Below are 17,234 nucleotides of genomic sequence, written 5' to 3' on the forward strand. Positions count from 1 at the left end.
TCGGCGGTGTCGCCGCGCGGCCGGCGGGCAGGATGGAGGAGTGCAACCGGTGAACACCCGCAGCGATGCCCAGCGCAGCCGGACCGTGCTGGTCGACGCGGTCGGCAGCCTGCTGGCCGAGGGGCGGATCGGCTTCTCGATTCCCGAACTGGCCGGCGCGGCCGGCGTCGGGGTGGCCACCGCGTACCGGCACTTCCCGACACCGCAGGACGCGATGCAGGCGTTCCACCGCAGGGCGATCGAGCAACTGCTGGAGGCGTTCACCGCGCTCGATCCGACCCCGGACGCGGTCGAGCGGTTCCACCGGTTCTGCCGGACCTGGGTCGCGCAGGCGCGGCAGTGGGGACCCGCGGTGCGCCACATCCGCAGCCACAAGGGCTTCATCGAGCGGCTCGCCGCGGGCGATCCCTCGATCACCGCGATGCACGACATCCTCGCCGACGTGCTGGATGCCCTTGTCCAGCAAGGCAAGACGACGCTCGACGATCGAACCTTCGCGGTCCTGCTGTGGATCACCATCTTCGACGAACGCGTCGTCTACGACCTCGGCGCACACCAGGCCTGGTCCGCCGACCAAGTCACCGCCCGCCTCACCCGCGCCGCCGCCGGCGCCCTCGGCATCCAGGTCTGACTTCCCGCACCACTCCTGATTTCCCGCACCGAAAATCGCATGCAAATTTCGGTGCGGGAAATCAGAAGTGGTGCGTGTCAGCTGACGGGGGTGAGTTCTATGGCGCCTTCGATGGTGGTGGGGGTGCGGCGGCGGTTGGGGGAGCCGAGGGCGGCGGTGAGGTCGGTGCCGTCGTGTTCGGCGAGGAGGTCGCCGCTGTCCCAGACCAGAAGGGTTGCGCTGACGGTGTTTTCGGCGGCGGCGTGGGCGAGGTCGTAGTGTGCGCAGCCGGGGACGTGGGGGTAGGTGATCCAGAGGTCGTAGCCGGTCATGAACAGGTCGAGGTCGAATTGGACGCTGAGGCCGAGCAATTCGCTGCGGCCGTTGTCGTCGACGCCGGCGAACGCCTCGTCCAGCGCGAGCAGACGCGGCGCCTGCGGGTCGGCCGAGTCGAGCATGACGTGCGCGGCGGCGAACAGCGGCAGGTGCAGCGAGACCGACTGCTCGCCGCCGGAGAGCGCGCTGTGCCGGGCCACGGTGAGCTTGTCCTCGCTGCCGTCGGCGGAGATCAGGGTGAACGAGAACACCCGCCAGGTGCGGTAATCCAGGGTGGCGGCCAGGATCTCCGGGTAGGAGCGCTCCGGGTGCGCCGCCCGGGCCGCGCGGATCTCGGACGCGAAATGCGCACGGATGGTGGCGAGTTCGTCCGCGCCCAGGACCGAGGCGTCGCGGTCGAGCAGCTTGCACATGGCCCGCGCCGGATCGGACAGCGTGTCGGCCAGCACCCAGTGCACGCCGATGGTGTTGCCCGAGGACATCCGGCGCTGCTTCATCTCCGCGCCCATCCTGGCGATGAGATCGCGGGCGTCGCTGGTGCGTTCGTAGATCTGCTGGGCCAGCCCGGTGAGCAGCGCGTCCTCCAGGATGCGCCGCTCGGCGTCGGTGAGCAGCAGCTCCTGATCCTTGCGCGCGCCGTCGATGCGGGCCGCGAAGTCGGCGAGGGCGGACATGCCGTCGTCGTCCTGCACCTGCACCACGGTCAGCCCGTCGGCGGCATCCCACTGCAACCGGTAGTCGCGACCGGATCCGGACAGCGCCGCGTCGAACTCCTGCAGCGCCGCCGTCACCGCGCTGCGCGTGGTCTTGCGCGTCGCCTCGCTGGCTCGCACCGAAGAGGTTGCGGCGGTGAGGCTTTCGAAGAGTTCGGCGACCTCGTCCGGCAGCACCTGCGGCTCGGCCTCGGGGCCCGCCTGGGAGATCCGGTAGAGCAGCTGCTCCGGCGTCGACCAGGCGGCCTCGCTGCTCGGCCAACGACCCTCGGACGTCGCGCCGAGCAGCCGGAGCAGGTCCGGGCGGGCGTACGGGGCAAGGGCTTTCACGTCGGCGAGCACCTCGGTCAGTGCGGTGCCGAGTGATTCGTGCGCGGTCCGGTAGGCGGCCTCGGCGTCGCCGATCGCCTCGATGGCCTCGTTGGCGGCCTTGCGCGCGGCCTTCTGCTCGGCCTTGGTCGCCTCGATCTTCGCGCGCGCCTTCTCCAGTTCCTGATCGATGTCGGCGGCGCCCGCACCCAATGCCTCGCGCAGGGTTTCGAGCTTGCGCAACTGCTCCTGGTAGCCGGACTTGGCCGCCTCGGCCTCCTCGGCGAACGCCTCGGCCAGGTCCTTGGCCTCGTCGTGCCGGTCGGAGCCCTCGCGTTCGCGCTCGCGTTCCCGCTCGTGTTCGGTACGCAGCCGCAGCAGGCCGGTGCCGGTGTTCTCGAAGTGCCGGATGGCGGCGGCCAGCGCGTCGAGTTCGCGCGGCTCGCGCGGGGTCCGGTGCTTGGTCGCGGCCGCGCGCAGTTTCTTCTCGACCGCGGTGGTGTCGGCGACGGCCTGGTCGAGGTCGCGCTCGGCCTGGGTGGCGGCCTCGGACCGCGAGCGCATCATGCCCGCCGTCTCGGAGACCGCGCGCAACGCGGTGGTGACCGCGGTGGCGCGCGGCAAGGCCTTGGCGGCGGCCGAGATTCGCGCCAGCTCGGCGGTGGCGTCGGCCTCCTGATCCGTGGCCCCGCGCTGTGCTTCGGTCGCCGCCTCGAGTGCGGCGGCGAGTTCGGTCAGCCGGAGCTCGCGGCGACGAGCACGGGCGGTGGCGCCGATGAACTCGGCGTCGGTCTTGTGGTGCCTGCCGACCTGCACGCCCTGCCGGAAGCCGCCCGCGGCGCTGACCGCGAGACCGCCGGCCGGGTCGCCCTTGCCCTCGTGCAGGGCGATGGAGGCGAGCACGTCGGCGACGGCCTGCCGCGGCACCGTCAGTTCGGCCGAATCCTCCTCGACGACAAGCACGTCGGCGAGGGTGCGGCCCTTCGGCCGCTCTTTCTCCGGCAGCGGCACCAAGAACTGGTCCGACTCGTACTTCGCGGGCGGCTCGGCGCAGATCCAGCCGTCGAGCAGATCGGCCGCGTGCAGCGCGGCCTCGATCCCGGCGGCCGCCTCCGGCTTGACGTCGTCGGCGAAGCGGACCAGCCGCCACAGCGGAGCGCCGGGCCGCTCGTCGGCTGCGCGCACGCGCGCGGCGAAAGCCGGTGGCGCGTCGTCGCTTTGCGCGGCGACCCGGTCGCGTTCGGCGGTCAGCTCGGCGATCTGCTCGCCCGCCGTCGCCGCGCGCCCGCGCGCCTCCTGCCGGTCGTTGCGGATCTCGTCGATCAACGACTCGGTGCGCTCGGCCAGCACCTCGGCGACCGTCGCCTCCTCCGAACCCGCCTGCGCGAGCGCGGTATCCAGGTCTTCGAACAGTCCGTTGCCGAGCGGGGAGTAGACCTCGCGGTGCTCGTCCCACCAGCTGCGCAGCGCACTGCTCGCCTCGGTGCGGGCCAGTACGACCGCGGCTTCGGCGTGCGCGACCTCGGCGGCGGCCGCCTCGCTCAGTTCCCGTGCGCGTTCGGCGAGGCGTTCGGCGCGGGTGCGTTCGGCGGCCGCGGTCTCCATGAGCCCCATGGCCTGCCGGACCGCGCGCACGTCGGCGTCGCGTTCCTCGGCATGCGCGCGCACCGTCGCGGTGAGCTGTTCGGCGCGTGCGTTCTCCGAAAGCGCGGTCCAGTCGATCCCGGCTTCCTCCGCGGCGGAACGCAATTCGTCCTCGCCCCGGGCGAGCGCCGCGGCGGCCGTGCGGACCGCCGTGCGCGCGCGTTCGGCCTCCTGCGCCCGCTGATCGAGGGTCTGGCGGGCCTTCAGCGCCTTGTCGCCGTGCACACCCGCCGAGGTCTCCAGGCGGCGCACCGCGTCCGCCAGGTCGTCGAGCTGCTGCTTGCCCTCGTAGGCGCTGGAGCGCTGGAGGTTCTCCCGGTCGCCGAGCGCCTGCTCGTAGGCGCGGTCGGCGTCCTCGGCGCGCGCCTCGGCGGCGGCGCGTTCACCCTCGCGGCGCTCGCGCAGCGCGGTCGCGGCGAACAGCGCGGTGCTCGCGTGGGTGACCGCGTCGAGCCGGGTGCGCAGCTGGTCGACGTCCGTCTTGGCCTGCACCGCAAGGTATTTCCGGTAAACATCGACGAAGGTGCGGGTGGCGCTGTCAGCGTGCACCAGCCCCTCCAGGGTGCGGCCGACCTCCTCCATATCGCTGAACGAGCGGGCCGCGTCCAGGATCAGCTGCTCGTCGAGCGGGCGCAGGCCGTCGGTGAGCGCCTGCGAAAGTCCGCGCGGGTCCAGGTTTTTCGCCAGCTGCGGGCGGCGCAGCGTGAGGATCAGGTTGATCAGCTGGTCGTAGCGCTGGGTGCCGAGCCCGAACATCCTGGCGTCGATGGCGTTCCGGTATTCCACCGGACGATCGACGATCGCGTCGGTGCCGATCTGCTCGGCCAGCTGCTTGCGGGTGAACGGCCGGTCGTCCGGCCCGATCAGGGAGAAGTCGATGCCGACCCGCCCATCGGCGACGAAGTACCAGCGGGTCACCTTGTCCGAGGAGCGGGTGGCGCGCATGCCGATGCCGACGGTCACCGCCTCCGCGTCGTCCCAGTCGCCGCGGGCGAACTCCATCCAGACATAGGAGTAGGCCGATTCCTGCTTGCGGTACAACAGGTTCGACTTCATCGTGCGCTCTTCACCGGCGAACGGGTTGAGCCGGCGCGGCTCGATCCGCCCGTCCAGCACGAACGGGAACAGCACCTCGAGGGCCTTGGTCTTGCCGGATCCGTTGGGGCCGCGCAGCACCAATCTGCCGTCGGCGAAGCAGAATTCCTGGTCGCGGTAGTCCCACAGGTTGACGATTCCGGCGCGGGTCGGGATGAACCGCACTCCGCCGTGAATGAGCGACATCGCCTCAGTTCCCTTCCGTGCCAGTGCTATAGGTATCGGCCGCGGTGACGAACAATTCCTCAGTGCGCTTGGTCCGGACCGTGACGACGGCGCCGCGATAGCGGGCGAGTGCGGGCAGGATCAGCAGCCCGTTGTCCACCGTCTGCACCAGGCGCAGTCGCTCCAGCAGGGCCACCACCTCGGTGGTCAGGCCGGGCACATCGGCCTGCCACTGGGCGGCGAAGGTCGCGCCGTAGCGATCGGCGAGGGCCTGCACGGTCTCGCGCACCCAGGCCGATTCGATCAGCGGGTAGGTCAGCTCGACCGGCTCCTCGGCCTCGGCGTCGAACGTCGAATCCGGTTGTGTCCCAATGTCGTCGAGTGCCCGCAGATCGGCCAGCGGCGCGAAGACGGTCGATTCCGGGATCGCGCCGTCCAGTTGCGCCGCGAGCGCTTCGCCCGCGTCCGGCGCACCGGTGCGCCATTCGAGCGGATTGTCGATGTCGAGCACCCGGTCGGCGATCTCACCGGCCAGCAGCAGCCCGACCTGTGCCAAAGTCCCCGTGCTCGGGAATCGGATATCGGAGAGCCGCCCGGAAGTGTCGATCAGCGCGACCCCCTCGGCCCGCCGTTCGGCCTTGAGCCCGGTGAACATCTCCACATCGGCGACGATCCGATCCTGACCCAGCACCGGTCGTTCCGCCGGCTCGAGGTCGTCGAGATACACCACCGGCCGCTCGACCAGCGTCCGGCGCACCCGGCGCGCGAGATCGGCCGCGGTCGGCGCGTGCGTGGAACCGCTTGCGCCCGCGGCCTCTTCGGTGAGCAGCCCGCGCACGCTGTGCAGATGTTGCAGCGCCCGCGGCGGCCGGAACAGCGCGAACACCACCGGCCGGTCGATGTCGTAGAGCGCCTCGCCCGCCTCCGGATCGCTGGCCCAGCCGCCCGCGTCGCCGTCGGCCAGGGTGAGCGCGCCGCGATGGGTCAGCCAGCCGACCGCGTCGACGAAGGCGTCCCGATCCGCCGCGCGATCGGTGGACAGCTCCAGGCCCTCGACCCGGCCGGCGTAGGCGGCGACCTGATCGGCCAACTCGGACAGGGTGATCTGGTCACCGGCCCGGCCGAGCGCGGCGATGGACAGCGCGAGGTAGGCGTAGCGGCGGCGATCGAAGAGCCGGTCGGCGGGCGTGCGCGCGGGCTTGCCCGCGTCCAGCCGATCGATGATGGGGAACACCCGCGCGGTGGTCTCGGTGACCTCCAGCCGGTAGCCGAACAGTTCGGCCAGGTCCTCGCGCAGCTCGGTGGCCCATCGGCGGATCAGCGGCAGCGCGATCCGATCGGGGTAGGTCCTGGTCACCAGGTGATTGGCCAGGATGACCCGCGCGGCGCGCTGATAGTTGTCCAGCGCAAGCGAATCGATCTTGCGTCCGTGCATCATGCGCGCCCCCCGTTGCCGCGCGGCCGGGTCCTGGTGGTCTGGCGCACCTCTAGCCTGCGGTTGTTCAGGTGCAGCAGCCCGTGCGCGGTCTGCACCACGGTAGACCCGTCGTGCTCGGACACGGTGAGGGTGACGCCGCTGTCGGAACCGGTGGTCCCGGCGACCCGCCCGCTCACCGGCACCCACGCGGTGGACGCGGCGTCGAGCAGCCGCAGCAGCACTTCGGTCTCCCGTTCGTCGAGCACCCGGTCGTGCACGTCGGCGGCGGCCAGCGACTTGGCCGCGTCGGCACGGGCGCGTTGCGCGTCCAGCTGCACCTCGCGCAACCGTCGAATGCCCGCGTCGTTGCGATGGATTCGCGCGGGCGCACCGGCCGAGGGCGGGCGTCCGGTCTCGGCCAGCGTGCGCGAGATCTCCAACGGCGGTGCCTCCCACCAGGATCGCTGCGCCGGGATCAGGTCCGCGTCCGGGTGCTCCATCGCGAGGTGGCGGGGCCGGCCGAGGCCGAACACCGCGTCGTAGAGCGCGTGCGCGCTGTCCGCGGTCGGCGCGGCGGTGAACCAGCCGGCCAGATGCCGCAGCGCGGACTCCCGGCTCACCCCGCCGCGCCGGGTCTCGGTGACCCGGCGCAGCAGCGAGAGCACGGCGGCGATGGCGCTCATGGTCGCCTCGCGCAGCCGTTCCGCCTCGGTGGTGCCGGCGTGCTCGCCGGTGCCGGACGGGACGAACCAGGTGCGCAAGCCGTCCCAGCGCGCGTGCCAATCCGCTTGCCGCTCGGCGAAACTCAGCAGTACCCGCTCGTCGCACCCGGCGGCGCGTTCGATCAGCTCGTCCACGCCCGTCTCCTCGATCTCGCCGATCGCGCCGGCCAGCCGCGGCACGAACCGGGCCAGGTCGAGGCTGAACTCGCGCATGTGCGCGAGCAGCGCGTCCTTGTGCGCCAGGAACGATTCGGGGGTGATCTCGGTGGTCCGCACCAGATCGCCGAGGGATAGGTAGAAGTGCGCGGCGCGCGCGGCCATGTCGGTCAGTGCCGCGTCGAGGCGGCGCAGCGTGCGGTAGACCCGCTCGGCGTCGCCGTCGCGATTGGCCGTGGCGAGGGTGTGCAGATCGGCCAGCAACTCCGGCAGCACCAGCCGCGACAGCGAGGCCTCGTCGAGCCGCGCGTTGAGCACGCCCGCGACCGCCCGGTAGGCCTGGAATCCGGCCTGGGAGAACTGGTAGACGAAGTGCCGGTTGCGATATTCGGCCAGCGTGGCCGCGCGCGTTCCGTCGTAACTGCGTTCCAGCACGCCCCATTGGTGGAGTTGATCGAGTAGCGGGCCGATTTCGGCGGCGGTGAGCCGGGGCGCGTTCGGGCGGGCGCCGCGCTCGCTGGACCAGGCCTGCGCGCTCGCGGGACCGTCGTCGACCGCCGATTTATCTACAGACTGACTGGTCTCCTTGTCCTCGGTATGTTGCTGGGCCTCAACGTCAGGCGCGGGTTCCGGCTCGGCGACGTCGAGCAGGTCGGGGGTGCGCAGGCTGTGTCCGTTGCGCTCGATCCACTCCGCCACATCGTCGGCGTGCAGCAACACCACGTAGGCGGCCCGCGCGCTGTCGAAGGCGCGCAGCACCCACAGATAGTCGGCCCGGCGCTCGGCGGTGGCGAAGGAGAACAGCCGCAGCCGGTCGTCCCACAGGACGGAGGCGCTCGCGGCGGCGTCGACGGAGTCGGTCACCGGGAACAGGGTAGTAGCGGGCCGGTCGCCGACGACGCGTACATACCCGGTTCGGCGTGCGCGTGTCCTGTTTGCCGGATGTTCGCCGACGAATTCGGCTGTGCGGGACCGCTACCGGTCACTCGCTCGAGAGGGAACGCAGCTGGTCGAGGTACACGCGGGTGCGCGGATCGCCCGGATAGCGGGCGATGATTTCGCGCGCGGCCTCGCCGGCGATCCACATCAGCGAGGGCAGCGAACGGCGCTTGCCCGCGAACGCGCGCAGTCCCTCGTCGACCGCGAGTTCCAGATCGCGGTTGCGCACCGCGACGACCGCGAGGGTCAGATGCGCCTCGGACACCCGCATCGGGTTGCGCACCGTACCGTCCGCCCTGGTCGAGTTGCGGATGACCTCGTTCGCATAGGTCTCGGCGAGCCGATCCTCGCCCGCGACGCGGCAGCAGTCCATCGCGTAGAAGTCGAACTTCTGCGGATCGACCACGAAATGGTTGTCCAGGTTGATCGGATGGTCGAGTCGCTGCAAAATTGCCCGGCCTTCGTCCAGGGCCGTTTCCACCTGCTGCTTGTCGCCGAGACGCGCCCAGGCCTTGGCTCGTTGCGCGGCGAGTTGCACACCGACGCCCAGGTTCTGGCTGGACTCCAATGCCTGGTCGACCGCGTCGATCGCGCCTCGGTAGTTACCTTGGGTGAGTGCGAACCAAGCGGCCATTTCCGCACTCCAGCCGGTGATTTCGGCGTTCTCGGCCTCTTGGCCGAGGGACAGTGCGGCGCGCCGGGTCGCCTCGGCGGCGGTGCGCCGGCCGAGGTCGTAATCCACGCAACCCACCAGTAGCGCAACCCATCCCGCGAGCACCAGGATGTCGCGGTGCTGCGCCAAAGTCAGTCGGCCGTCCAGCAGTGAGGTAATCCGCCGCAACCAGCCGGTGCCCTCGGCGTGCAGCTCGTGCGGATCGGCGTAGGAGTACTCGCAGCACAGGCGTTCCGCGGTGATCCGGATCGCGTCCAGGGTGGCGGGGGAGACGTCCGACATGCGCAGTCGCCCGATGAATTCCAGCGTGTCCATGCCGGTTGCCGAGAGCACTTCGTCGTCGCGATTCGGCCTGGCTTTGGGGAAGAACGCCGCAGTGACAGTGTCGAAGGCGGCGGAAATTATCGGTGCGTAAAAATCATCCGGCCGCGACTCGCCCGATTCCCAGCGGCGCCAGTTACGCAGCAGTGTACTGTCTGTCGGCAGGTTGTGGGATGACTTGGCGCGCATCACGCGGACGGCATCGGCTTGTGACCACCCCCGCGCATCGCGTTCGGAGCGCATCCGGACTGCCCAGACGGGTCGATCGTCTCCAGCGGCCACGTCAGTAGTATCGCACCAGTTAACGCCCGGTGGCCGAGATAGGGCATATAGGTGTCAGTGGGTTGACATCTACATTCGCAAGTTGGCGTTGTACATGCTGGACATGAGAGCGGAAAGTTAGCCGGACACATCTCGTCTCGACCAGATGCAATTGCATCTGTCCTTGCAAGGCGCAGTACCCCACAATGGGGAGATCCACATAAGGACAGCGGTACCCAATCCAACGGAGGTTCGGGTGGAAGCGTTGATCTATGGATACTTGCGTGACGATTTGGCCGATGGCCACTGTGCAGAGCTAGAGGATGCGATGAGCACCCTCGCCCGCGAAGAGGGGCTCTGCTTCGCCGCGACGTTCCATGAATCGACTTCCGGTGACGGCGCGGCATTCGTCGAGCTGACCCAGGAACTCAAGCGAGCGGACGCACATCACGTCGTGGTGCCGTCGCTCGATCATCTTGCCGGCCAGACGATCCCGCGGGATATTCTGCTAGCGAAACTGGCCCGCGAGGCGGCGGCACAGGTCTGGACCATCGAGACCTGAGCGCCCGGACGGCCGCGCCCGGCCTGCGGGACAACACCCGCCATCGGTGCCGTCGTCGAACTTCCGCGAGCATCCTCGTCGTGGCCACACCGGCCGGCAGCGAGGCGAGCAACGCCGCAACATGGTGGTGCCCCACCGCGGATCCTCCTGCCAGGGCAGGAGATAACCGAACAGCGAGCTGCCGGCCTGGACCGCCGCAGCCATGGCAATCAGGGCTGGGCGCCCGGCCGTGACCAATCGCTCCCCGGTCCGGCGTATCGAAACGCGCGGGCCCACCCCGGAATCCTGCTGCGCGGCAGCGGATTTGCCAGGGGGCATCAGTCGGCGAACAGCAACCTGGCGGCTACCAATGTGGCGGTCGGCACCGCGCGCAGCGCGACCGCGTCCACCGCATGCCGCAACCCTCCGGCACACGGCGAACCAAAGCGGTTGACGCGCAGGCGGTTCAGAGCCCGAAGCTGCCCGGACCGCGCCTGCGCAGGTACTTCTCGAACTCGGCCGCGATGGCGTCGCCGTCGATCTTGGCCATCGCCTCGTTCACATCGACCGCCGCGTCGCCGCGCTCCTCGAGCGAGCGCACGTACTCGGTGACCTCGTCGTCGCCCGCGGTCATCTCGTTGACCGCGGTCTCCCACTCCTCGGACTGCGCGGGCAGCTCGCCCAGCGGCACCTCGATATCGAGCACGTCCTCGACCCGGTGCAGCAACGCGATGGTGGCCTTCGGGTTCGGCGGCTGCGAAACATAGTGCGGCACGGCGGCCCAGAACGACACCGCCGGCACACCCGCCTTGACGCATTGATCCTGCAACACGCCGGTGATGCCGGTCGGTCCCTCGTACCGGGTCTGCTCCAGATTGAAGCGCTCGGCCGCCTCCTTGCTATAGGCGGAGCCGGTGACCGGAACGGGACGGGTGTGCGGGGTGTCGGCGAGCAGCGCGCCGAGGATGACCACGGTTTGCACGCCGAGTTGTTCGATGAACTCCAGCAGGTCCTCGCAGAAGCTGCGCCAGCGCATGTTGGGCTCGATGCCGCGCAGCAGCACGATGTCGCGATCGCTGCCCGGGGGCGAGCAGACCGACAGCATGGTCGAAGGCCACTGGATTTCCCTGGTCACGCCGTCTACCTGCCGAACGGTCGGCCGGTTGACCTGGTAGTCGTAGTAGTCCTCGGAATCGAGTTCGGCTAGCGGCTCGGCGTCCCAGATCAATTCCAGATGCTCTACGGCGCCGCTTGCGGCGTCGCCCGCGTCGTTCCAGCCTTCGAAGGCCGCGACCAGCACCGGTTCCCGCAATGTCGGCAGTTCCGGATCGGGAGTTTCACTGGGGTTCACTCGGTCAGCCTAATGTGTGCGGGGAACTGGCGTGTCGTATGCCGTGGCCGGGCCCGGCGTGTTCGGCAGCGGCGGCGATGACCGGGTGTGTCGCTGCCCACTCGACTCGGCGAGCTGCACTGTCGCACCCGACCATTACGCTTGATCTCATGTCTGCGTCCATCCCCGCCGTGTTCGACACCACGCTCCTCGACACGTTGCGTCGCCGTGTCGTGATCGGCGACGGTGCGATGGGCACCATGTTGCAGGCGGCCGATCTGACCCTCGATGACTTCATCGGGTTGGAAGGCTGCAACGAGATCCTCAACGACACCCGCCCCGACGTGCTACGCAGTATTCACCGCGCGTACTTCGAGGCCGGCGCCGACGCGGTCGAGACCAACACCTTCGGCTGCAACCTGCCGAACCTGGCCGACTACGACATCGCCGACCGCATCCGCGACCTGTCCGAGCGCGGCACCCGGCTGGCCCGCGAGGTGGCCGACGAGATGGGGCCGTCCGCCGACGGCACCCCGCGCTATGTGCTCGGCTCGATGGGTCCGGGCACGAAGCTGCCCACCCTCGGCCATGCTCCTTATACCGCGCTGCGCGACGCCTACACCGAATCCGCGCTCGGCATGCTCGAGGGCGGCGCCGACGCGATCCTCATCGAGACCTGTCAGGACCTGCTCCAGGTCAAGGCCGCGGTGAACGGCAGCCGGGAGGCCATGCGCCTGCTCGGCCGGCGCATTCCGATCATCACCCACGTCACCGTGGAAACCACCGGCACCATGCTGGTCGGCAGCGAGATCGGCGCGGCGCTCACCGCGCTGGAGCCGCTCGGCATCGACATGATCGGGCTGAACTGCGCGACCGGCCCGGCCGAGATGAGCGAGCACCTGCGGCATCTGTCCCGGCACGCGCAGGTCCCGGTGTCGGTGATGCCGAACGCCGGCCTGCCGGTGCTCGGCAAGCACGGCGCCGAATACCCGCTCACCCCAGAGGAACTCGCGGTCGCGCTGAGCGGCTTCGTCTCCGAGTTCGGCCTCGCGCTGGTCGGCGGCTGCTGTGGCACCACCCCCGAGCACATCCGGCAGGTCACCGAGGCGGTCCGGGAGATCGAGCCGAAGCTGCCCGCGCTCGACGATCGGCGCAGCCCGGTGCACGAGCCCGCGGTGTCCAGCATGTACACGGCGGTGCCGTTCGAGCAGGAAGCGTCGGTCATGATGATCGGCGAGCGGACGAATGCCAACGGCTCCAAGGCATTCCGCGACGCGATGCTGGCCGAGGACTGGCAGAAGTGCCTCGACATCGCCAAGGACCAGACCCGCGACGGCGCGCACATGCTCGACCTGTGCGTCGACTACGTCGGCCGCGACGGCGCGAAGGACATGGAGGCGCTGGCCGCGCGGCTGGCCACCTCCTCGACGCTGCCGATCATGCTCGACTCCACCGAAACCCCGGTGCTGAAGGCCGGTTTGGAGCACCTCGGCGGCCGGTGCGCGGTGAACTCGGTGAACTACGAGGACGGCGACGGCCCCGAATCGCGGTTCCAGCAGACCATGCGGCTGGTCGCCGAGCACGGCGCCGCCGTGGTCGCGCTGACCATCGACGAGGAGGGCCAGGCCCGCACCGCCGCGAAGAAGGTGGCCATCGCCGAGCGGCTCATCGCGGACATCACCGGCAACTGGGGTGTGCGCGAAAGCGACATCATCATCGACACGCTGACCTTCACCCTCGGCACCGGTCAGGAAGAATCGCGCAAGGACGGCATCGAGACCATCGAAGCCATCCGGTTGCTGAAGAGCAAGCATCCGGCCGTGCAGACCACGCTCGGCCTGTCGAACATCTCCTTCGGCCTGAACCCGGCGGCCCGGCAGGTGCTGAATTCGGTGTTCATGCACGAATGCGTCCAGGCGGGACTGGATTCCGCGATCGTGCACGCGTCGAAGATCCTGCCGATGGCGCGGATCCCGGACGAGCAGCGCGAGACCGCGCTCGATCTGGTCTACGACCGGCGCGGCGAGGACTACGACCCGCTGCAGAAGCTGATGGGCCTGTTCGAGGGCGTGTCGACCTCGTCGTCGCGGGCCTCGCGGGCCGAGGAGATGGCGGCGCTGCCGCTGTTCGAGCGGCTGGCCCGGCGGATCGTCGACGGCGAGCGCAACGGCATGGAGGCCGATCTCGAAGAGGCGATGCAGCAGGTGCCGCCGTTGCAGATCATCAACGAGACGCTGCTGTCCGGCATGAAGACGGTCGGTGAGCTGTTCGGCTCCGGCCAGATGCAGCTGCCGTTCGTGTTGCAGTCGGCCGAGGTGATGAAGGCCGCGGTCGCCTACCTGGAGCCGCACATGGAGGCCACCGACGACAGCGGCAAGGGCCGCATCGTGCTGGCCACGGTCAAGGGCGACGTGCACGACATCGGCAAGAACCTGGTCGACATCATCCTGTCCAACAACGGCTACGAGGTGGTCAACCTCGGCATCAAGCAGCCGATCGCGACCATCCTCGATGCCGCGGTGGACAAGAAGGCCGACGTCATCGGCATGTCCGGGCTGCTGGTGAAGTCGACCGTGATCATGAAGGAAAACCTGCAGGAGCTCAACACCAAGGGCGTGGCCGAGCAGTTCCCGGTGCTGCTCGGCGGCGCGGCGCTGACCCGCGGTTACGTCGAGAACGACCTGACCGAGGTGTACGAGGGCGACGTGCACTACGCCCGCGACGCGTTCGAGGGCCTGCGGTTGATGGACGACATCATGACCCGCAAGCGCGGCGGCGGCATCGACCCGGACAGCCCGGAGGCGATCGCCGAGCGGGAGAAGGCGGCCCAGCGCAAGGCGCGCCACGAACGGTCCAAGCGGATCGCCGAAGAGCGCAAGGCCGCCGAGGTGCCGATCGAGGTGCCCGCGCGCTCCGATGTCGCCGCGGACGTGCCGGTGCCGACGCCGCCGTTCTGGGGCACCCGGGTGGTGAAAGGCCTGGCGCTGCACGAGTATTCGGGGCTGCTGGACGAACGGGCCCTGTTCCTCGGCCAGTGGGGTCTGCGCGGCCAGCGCGGCGGCGAGGGGCCGAGCTACGAGGAACTCGTGGAGACCGAGGGCAGGCCGCGGTTCCGCGCCTGGCTGGATCGGCTCAGCACCGAGGGCGTGTTGCAACACGCGGCCGTGGTGTACGGGTACTTCCCGGCGGTGTCCGAGGGCGACGACGTGATCGTGCTCACCGAACCCAATCCTGGTGCGCCCGAACGCTATCGGTTCACCTTCCCGCGTCAGCAGCGCGATCGCTTCCTGTGTATCGCCGACTTCATCCGCTCGCGCGAACGGGCCGAGCAGACCGGTCAGGTGGACGTGCTGCCCTTCCAGCTGGTCACCATGGGCCAGCCGATCGCCGACTTCGCCAACGAGTTGTTCGCCGCGGACAACTACCGCGACTACCTCGAGGTGCACGGCATCGGCGTCCAGCTCACCGAGGCCCTGGCCGAATACTGGCACCGCCGGGTGCGCGAGGAACTGACCCTGGACGGGCACGCGGTCGCCGACGACGACCCCAGCGACGTCCTCGAATACTTCAAACTCGGCTACCGCGGCGCGCGCTACTCGTTCGGCTACGGCGCCTGCCCGGACCTGGACGACCGTGCCAAACTGGTCGACCTGCTCGAGGCCGATCGGATCGGCGTCGTGCTGTCCGAGGAACTCCAGCTGCACCCGGAGCAGTCCACCGACGCCTTCGTCCTGCTGCATCCCGAGGCGAAGTACTTCAACGCCTGAGGCTCGGCGCGCGGGGGAGTCACCCGCGCGCTGTCGTCGAGTTAGCCGCACGCTCGCTACGGGGGTGTGCGGCTTTCGGCGTGTCCGGCGCTTGTCGAATGAGTTATCAAACCGATCGGTATGAAGTGAGCGTGGTCACCGTGCTGCGGAACACTGTTCGCGTACCGCAAGGGCCTTGGCTACCTGCTCGTATGCCATGATTTGGGCAAATCCCGACGCGCCGAGCGGATTTCGTGCTTCGGCGTGGCGGGGCGCTGACCTGGGCGATCTTCCAGGGGCGTTCGGTGAGGTGGATGTGTGTCGGGTGGGTATGCCATTGTCGGAAGCGTTGCAACTGCATCCGGGGCAGTCGGCGGATGCGTCGCCATCGCTGCTTACGGGTGTAAAGGACTACGGCGCGTAGCAATTTCGGGGATTTCCCGGCGTTGCGCGCCACTGCAGTACCAGCTCGGCGCGTAAGCAGGAAGGCACAACAGCATGACGGCGGACCGATTGATCGCGGGACGGTATCGGCTCACGGATCCGATCGGCACAGGCGCGATGGGCGTCGTCTGGCGAGGCACCGATGTCCGCCTGCGCCGCACGGTCGCGGTGAAACAGCTCATCCTCGGGCCGGGATTGACCCGCACCGCCGCGCTGGAGGCGAAGCTGCGCGCCATGCGCGAGGGCCGTATCGCCGCGCGCCTGCACCATCCGCACGCGATCACCGTCTTCGACGTCGCCGAGGAAGACGGCCAGCCGTGGCTGGTCATGGAATACATGGACGCGCCGAGCCTGGCGGCCAAGCTCTCCGGCAAGCGCACCCTGTCGCCGGTCGAGGTCGCCCGGATCGGCGCGCAAGCCGCGGGCGCGCTGGCCGCCGCGCACGACGCGGGCATCATGCACCGCGACGTGAAGCCGGCCAACCTGCTCGTCGGCGACGACGGCACGGTGAAGATCACCGACTTCGGCATCTCCCGCGCCGTCGGCGACGTCACCGTGACCGCCACCGGCTTCCTGGCCGGCACCCCGGCCTACCTCGCGCCCGAGGTGGCGCGCGGCGAGAACCCGGAACCGGCCTCCGACGTATTCGCCCTCGGCTCAACGCTTTACGCCGCCGTGGAGGGCCTGCCGCCGTTCGGCGAGGGGGACAACCCCCTGGCCGTGCTGCACGCCGTCGCGCGCGGACAGGTGCCGAACCCTGAGCACGCCGGCGCGCTCGGGCCCGTCCTGCTGCGCCTGCTCGCCCCGACCATCGATGCGCGCCCGACCATGCGCGAGGCGCAGAAGGCGCTGGAAGCCGTTGCGGAGGGCCGGGTTCCGAGCCTGGGCACGCCCGCGCTCACCAAGGCGCTGCCCGCGCCCGGCGCGGACAACGCGACCACCGTTCTGCCGCAACCGAGTTCGCCGACGAGCACCGACGCCGCGGGTAACGCGAACGACGCGACCACCGTGGTACCGACCGCCGCGTTGACCAATCCGCCGGTCGCCGAATCCGTTTCCGCACAGCCGCCGGTCCCGCCGCGCAGCGGTGCGACGCTGCCGGGCGGTCCGGGCAGCGGGCCGTCGCGCAATCGTTCGCTGGCGATGGCGGGCGCCGCGTTCGTCGTGGTGCTGGCGGTGATCGGGCTCATCGCCTTCGTCACCAACGATCGCAAGAGCGGTGACACCGCGACGCCGCCGGTGAACACGAGCACGTCCTCGTCCGCGGAGGTCCCGGCGCAGCCGCCGAACGCGGCAGGCCCCGGCCAGCCGGAGTCGCCGGCGCCGGTGGCCAACCCCACGCCGTCGGCGCAGCCGAGCGGCACGCCGACGCCGTCGTCGGCCCCGCCGTCCGCGTCGGCCCCGCCCTCGTCCGCGCCGCCGACAACGCCCCCGCCGACCATCAGCGCGACGCCGTTCGGTCCGCCGACGCCGGAGAAGGTTTCTCAGTTCGTGTCCGGCTACTACGGCATGCTCCCCGGCAATCCCAGTGCCGCGTGGTCGCAGCTCTCGCCCGCGTATCAGGGCGTGGCCGGTGGCTACAACGAGTACGTCCGCTGGTGGGGCACGATCAGCTCGATCACCGTGCGCTCGGTGACGCCGAACGGCGACAACCGCGCGGTGGCCTCGCTCACCTATGTGAAGAAGAACGGCGAGACGGTGAACGAGACCCGCTGGTTCCAGGTCGCCGCCGAGAACGGCCGCATGCTGATCACCGCGTCGGGAACGTAAGCACAGTTCTCGTCTCCGGAGTGGTAGGGGCCACAACTGGGC

General features: G+C 69.8%; 9 protein-coding genes. 4 read left to right on the forward strand and 5 right to left on the reverse strand.

Annotated features, from left to right (window positions below):
- The first annotated feature begins 49 nt into the window (after positions 1-49).
- Positions 50-631: a TetR/AcrR family transcriptional regulator gene (locus tag F3087_RS25405; RefSeq protein ID WP_150404543.1), complete on the forward strand. Its 582-nt coding sequence runs from the start codon at positions 50-52 to the stop codon at positions 629-631.
- Between the two features lie 77 nt (positions 632-708).
- Here the strand turns inward: F3087_RS25405 and F3087_RS25410 are convergent, their stop codons facing one another.
- The 4 genes from F3087_RS25410 to F3087_RS25425 form a co-directional block, all read right to left on the reverse strand.
- Entirely contained in the window at positions 709-4,893 is a 4,185-nt protein-coding gene (locus F3087_RS25410) for a TIGR02680 family protein (RefSeq protein ID WP_150404544.1), read from the reverse strand.
- Positions 4,894-4,897: 4 nt separating this feature from the next.
- A complete protein-coding gene (locus F3087_RS25415; RefSeq protein WP_150404842.1) occupies positions 4,898-6,307 on the reverse strand; it encodes a TIGR02678 family protein in 1,410 nt (469 codons plus the stop codon).
- Complete coding sequence (locus tag F3087_RS25420; RefSeq protein WP_396897586.1) at positions 6,307-7,977, reverse strand: TIGR02677 family protein; 1,671 nt, start codon at positions 7,975-7,977, stop codon at positions 6,307-6,309. The genes F3087_RS25415 and F3087_RS25420 overlap by 1 nt, the downstream gene beginning before the upstream one ends.
- 172 nt (positions 7,978-8,149) lie before the next feature.
- A complete protein-coding gene (locus tag F3087_RS25425) occupies positions 8,150-9,289 on the reverse strand; it encodes an XRE family transcriptional regulator (RefSeq protein ID WP_150404545.1) in 1,140 nt (379 codons plus the stop codon).
- Positions 9,290-9,617: 328 nt separating this feature from the next.
- Between F3087_RS25425 and F3087_RS25430 the strand changes: the two genes are divergently transcribed.
- Positions 9,618-9,923, forward strand: a complete 306-nt coding sequence (locus F3087_RS25430) for a hypothetical protein (RefSeq protein ID WP_150404546.1) — start codon at positions 9,618-9,620, stop codon at positions 9,921-9,923.
- A gap of 445 nt (positions 9,924-10,368) precedes the next feature.
- Here F3087_RS25430 and F3087_RS25435 read toward each other — a convergent pair whose 3' ends face one another.
- Complete coding sequence (locus tag F3087_RS25435; RefSeq protein ID WP_150404547.1) at positions 10,369-11,253, reverse strand: PAC2 family protein; 885 nt, start codon at positions 11,251-11,253, stop codon at positions 10,369-10,371.
- Positions 11,254-11,402: 149 nt separating this feature from the next.
- Here F3087_RS25435 and metH point away from each other — a divergent pair, with 149 nt between their 5' ends.
- On the forward strand, positions 11,403-14,999 hold the full coding sequence (metH, locus tag F3087_RS25440; protein WP_150404548.1) for a methionine synthase: 3,597 nt from the start codon (positions 11,403-11,405) through the stop codon (positions 14,997-14,999).
- A gap of 477 nt (positions 15,000-15,476) precedes the next feature.
- Positions 15,477-17,192, forward strand: coding sequence for a serine/threonine-protein kinase (locus F3087_RS25445; RefSeq protein WP_150404549.1), 1,716 nt, complete (start codon positions 15,477-15,479; stop codon positions 17,190-17,192).
- The last annotated feature ends 42 nt before the right edge of the window (positions 17,193-17,234 follow it).

The sequence above is a fragment of the Nocardia colli genome, from assembly GCF_008704205.1.
Classification (GTDB): Bacteria; Actinomycetota; Actinomycetes; order Mycobacteriales; family Mycobacteriaceae; genus Nocardia; species Nocardia colli.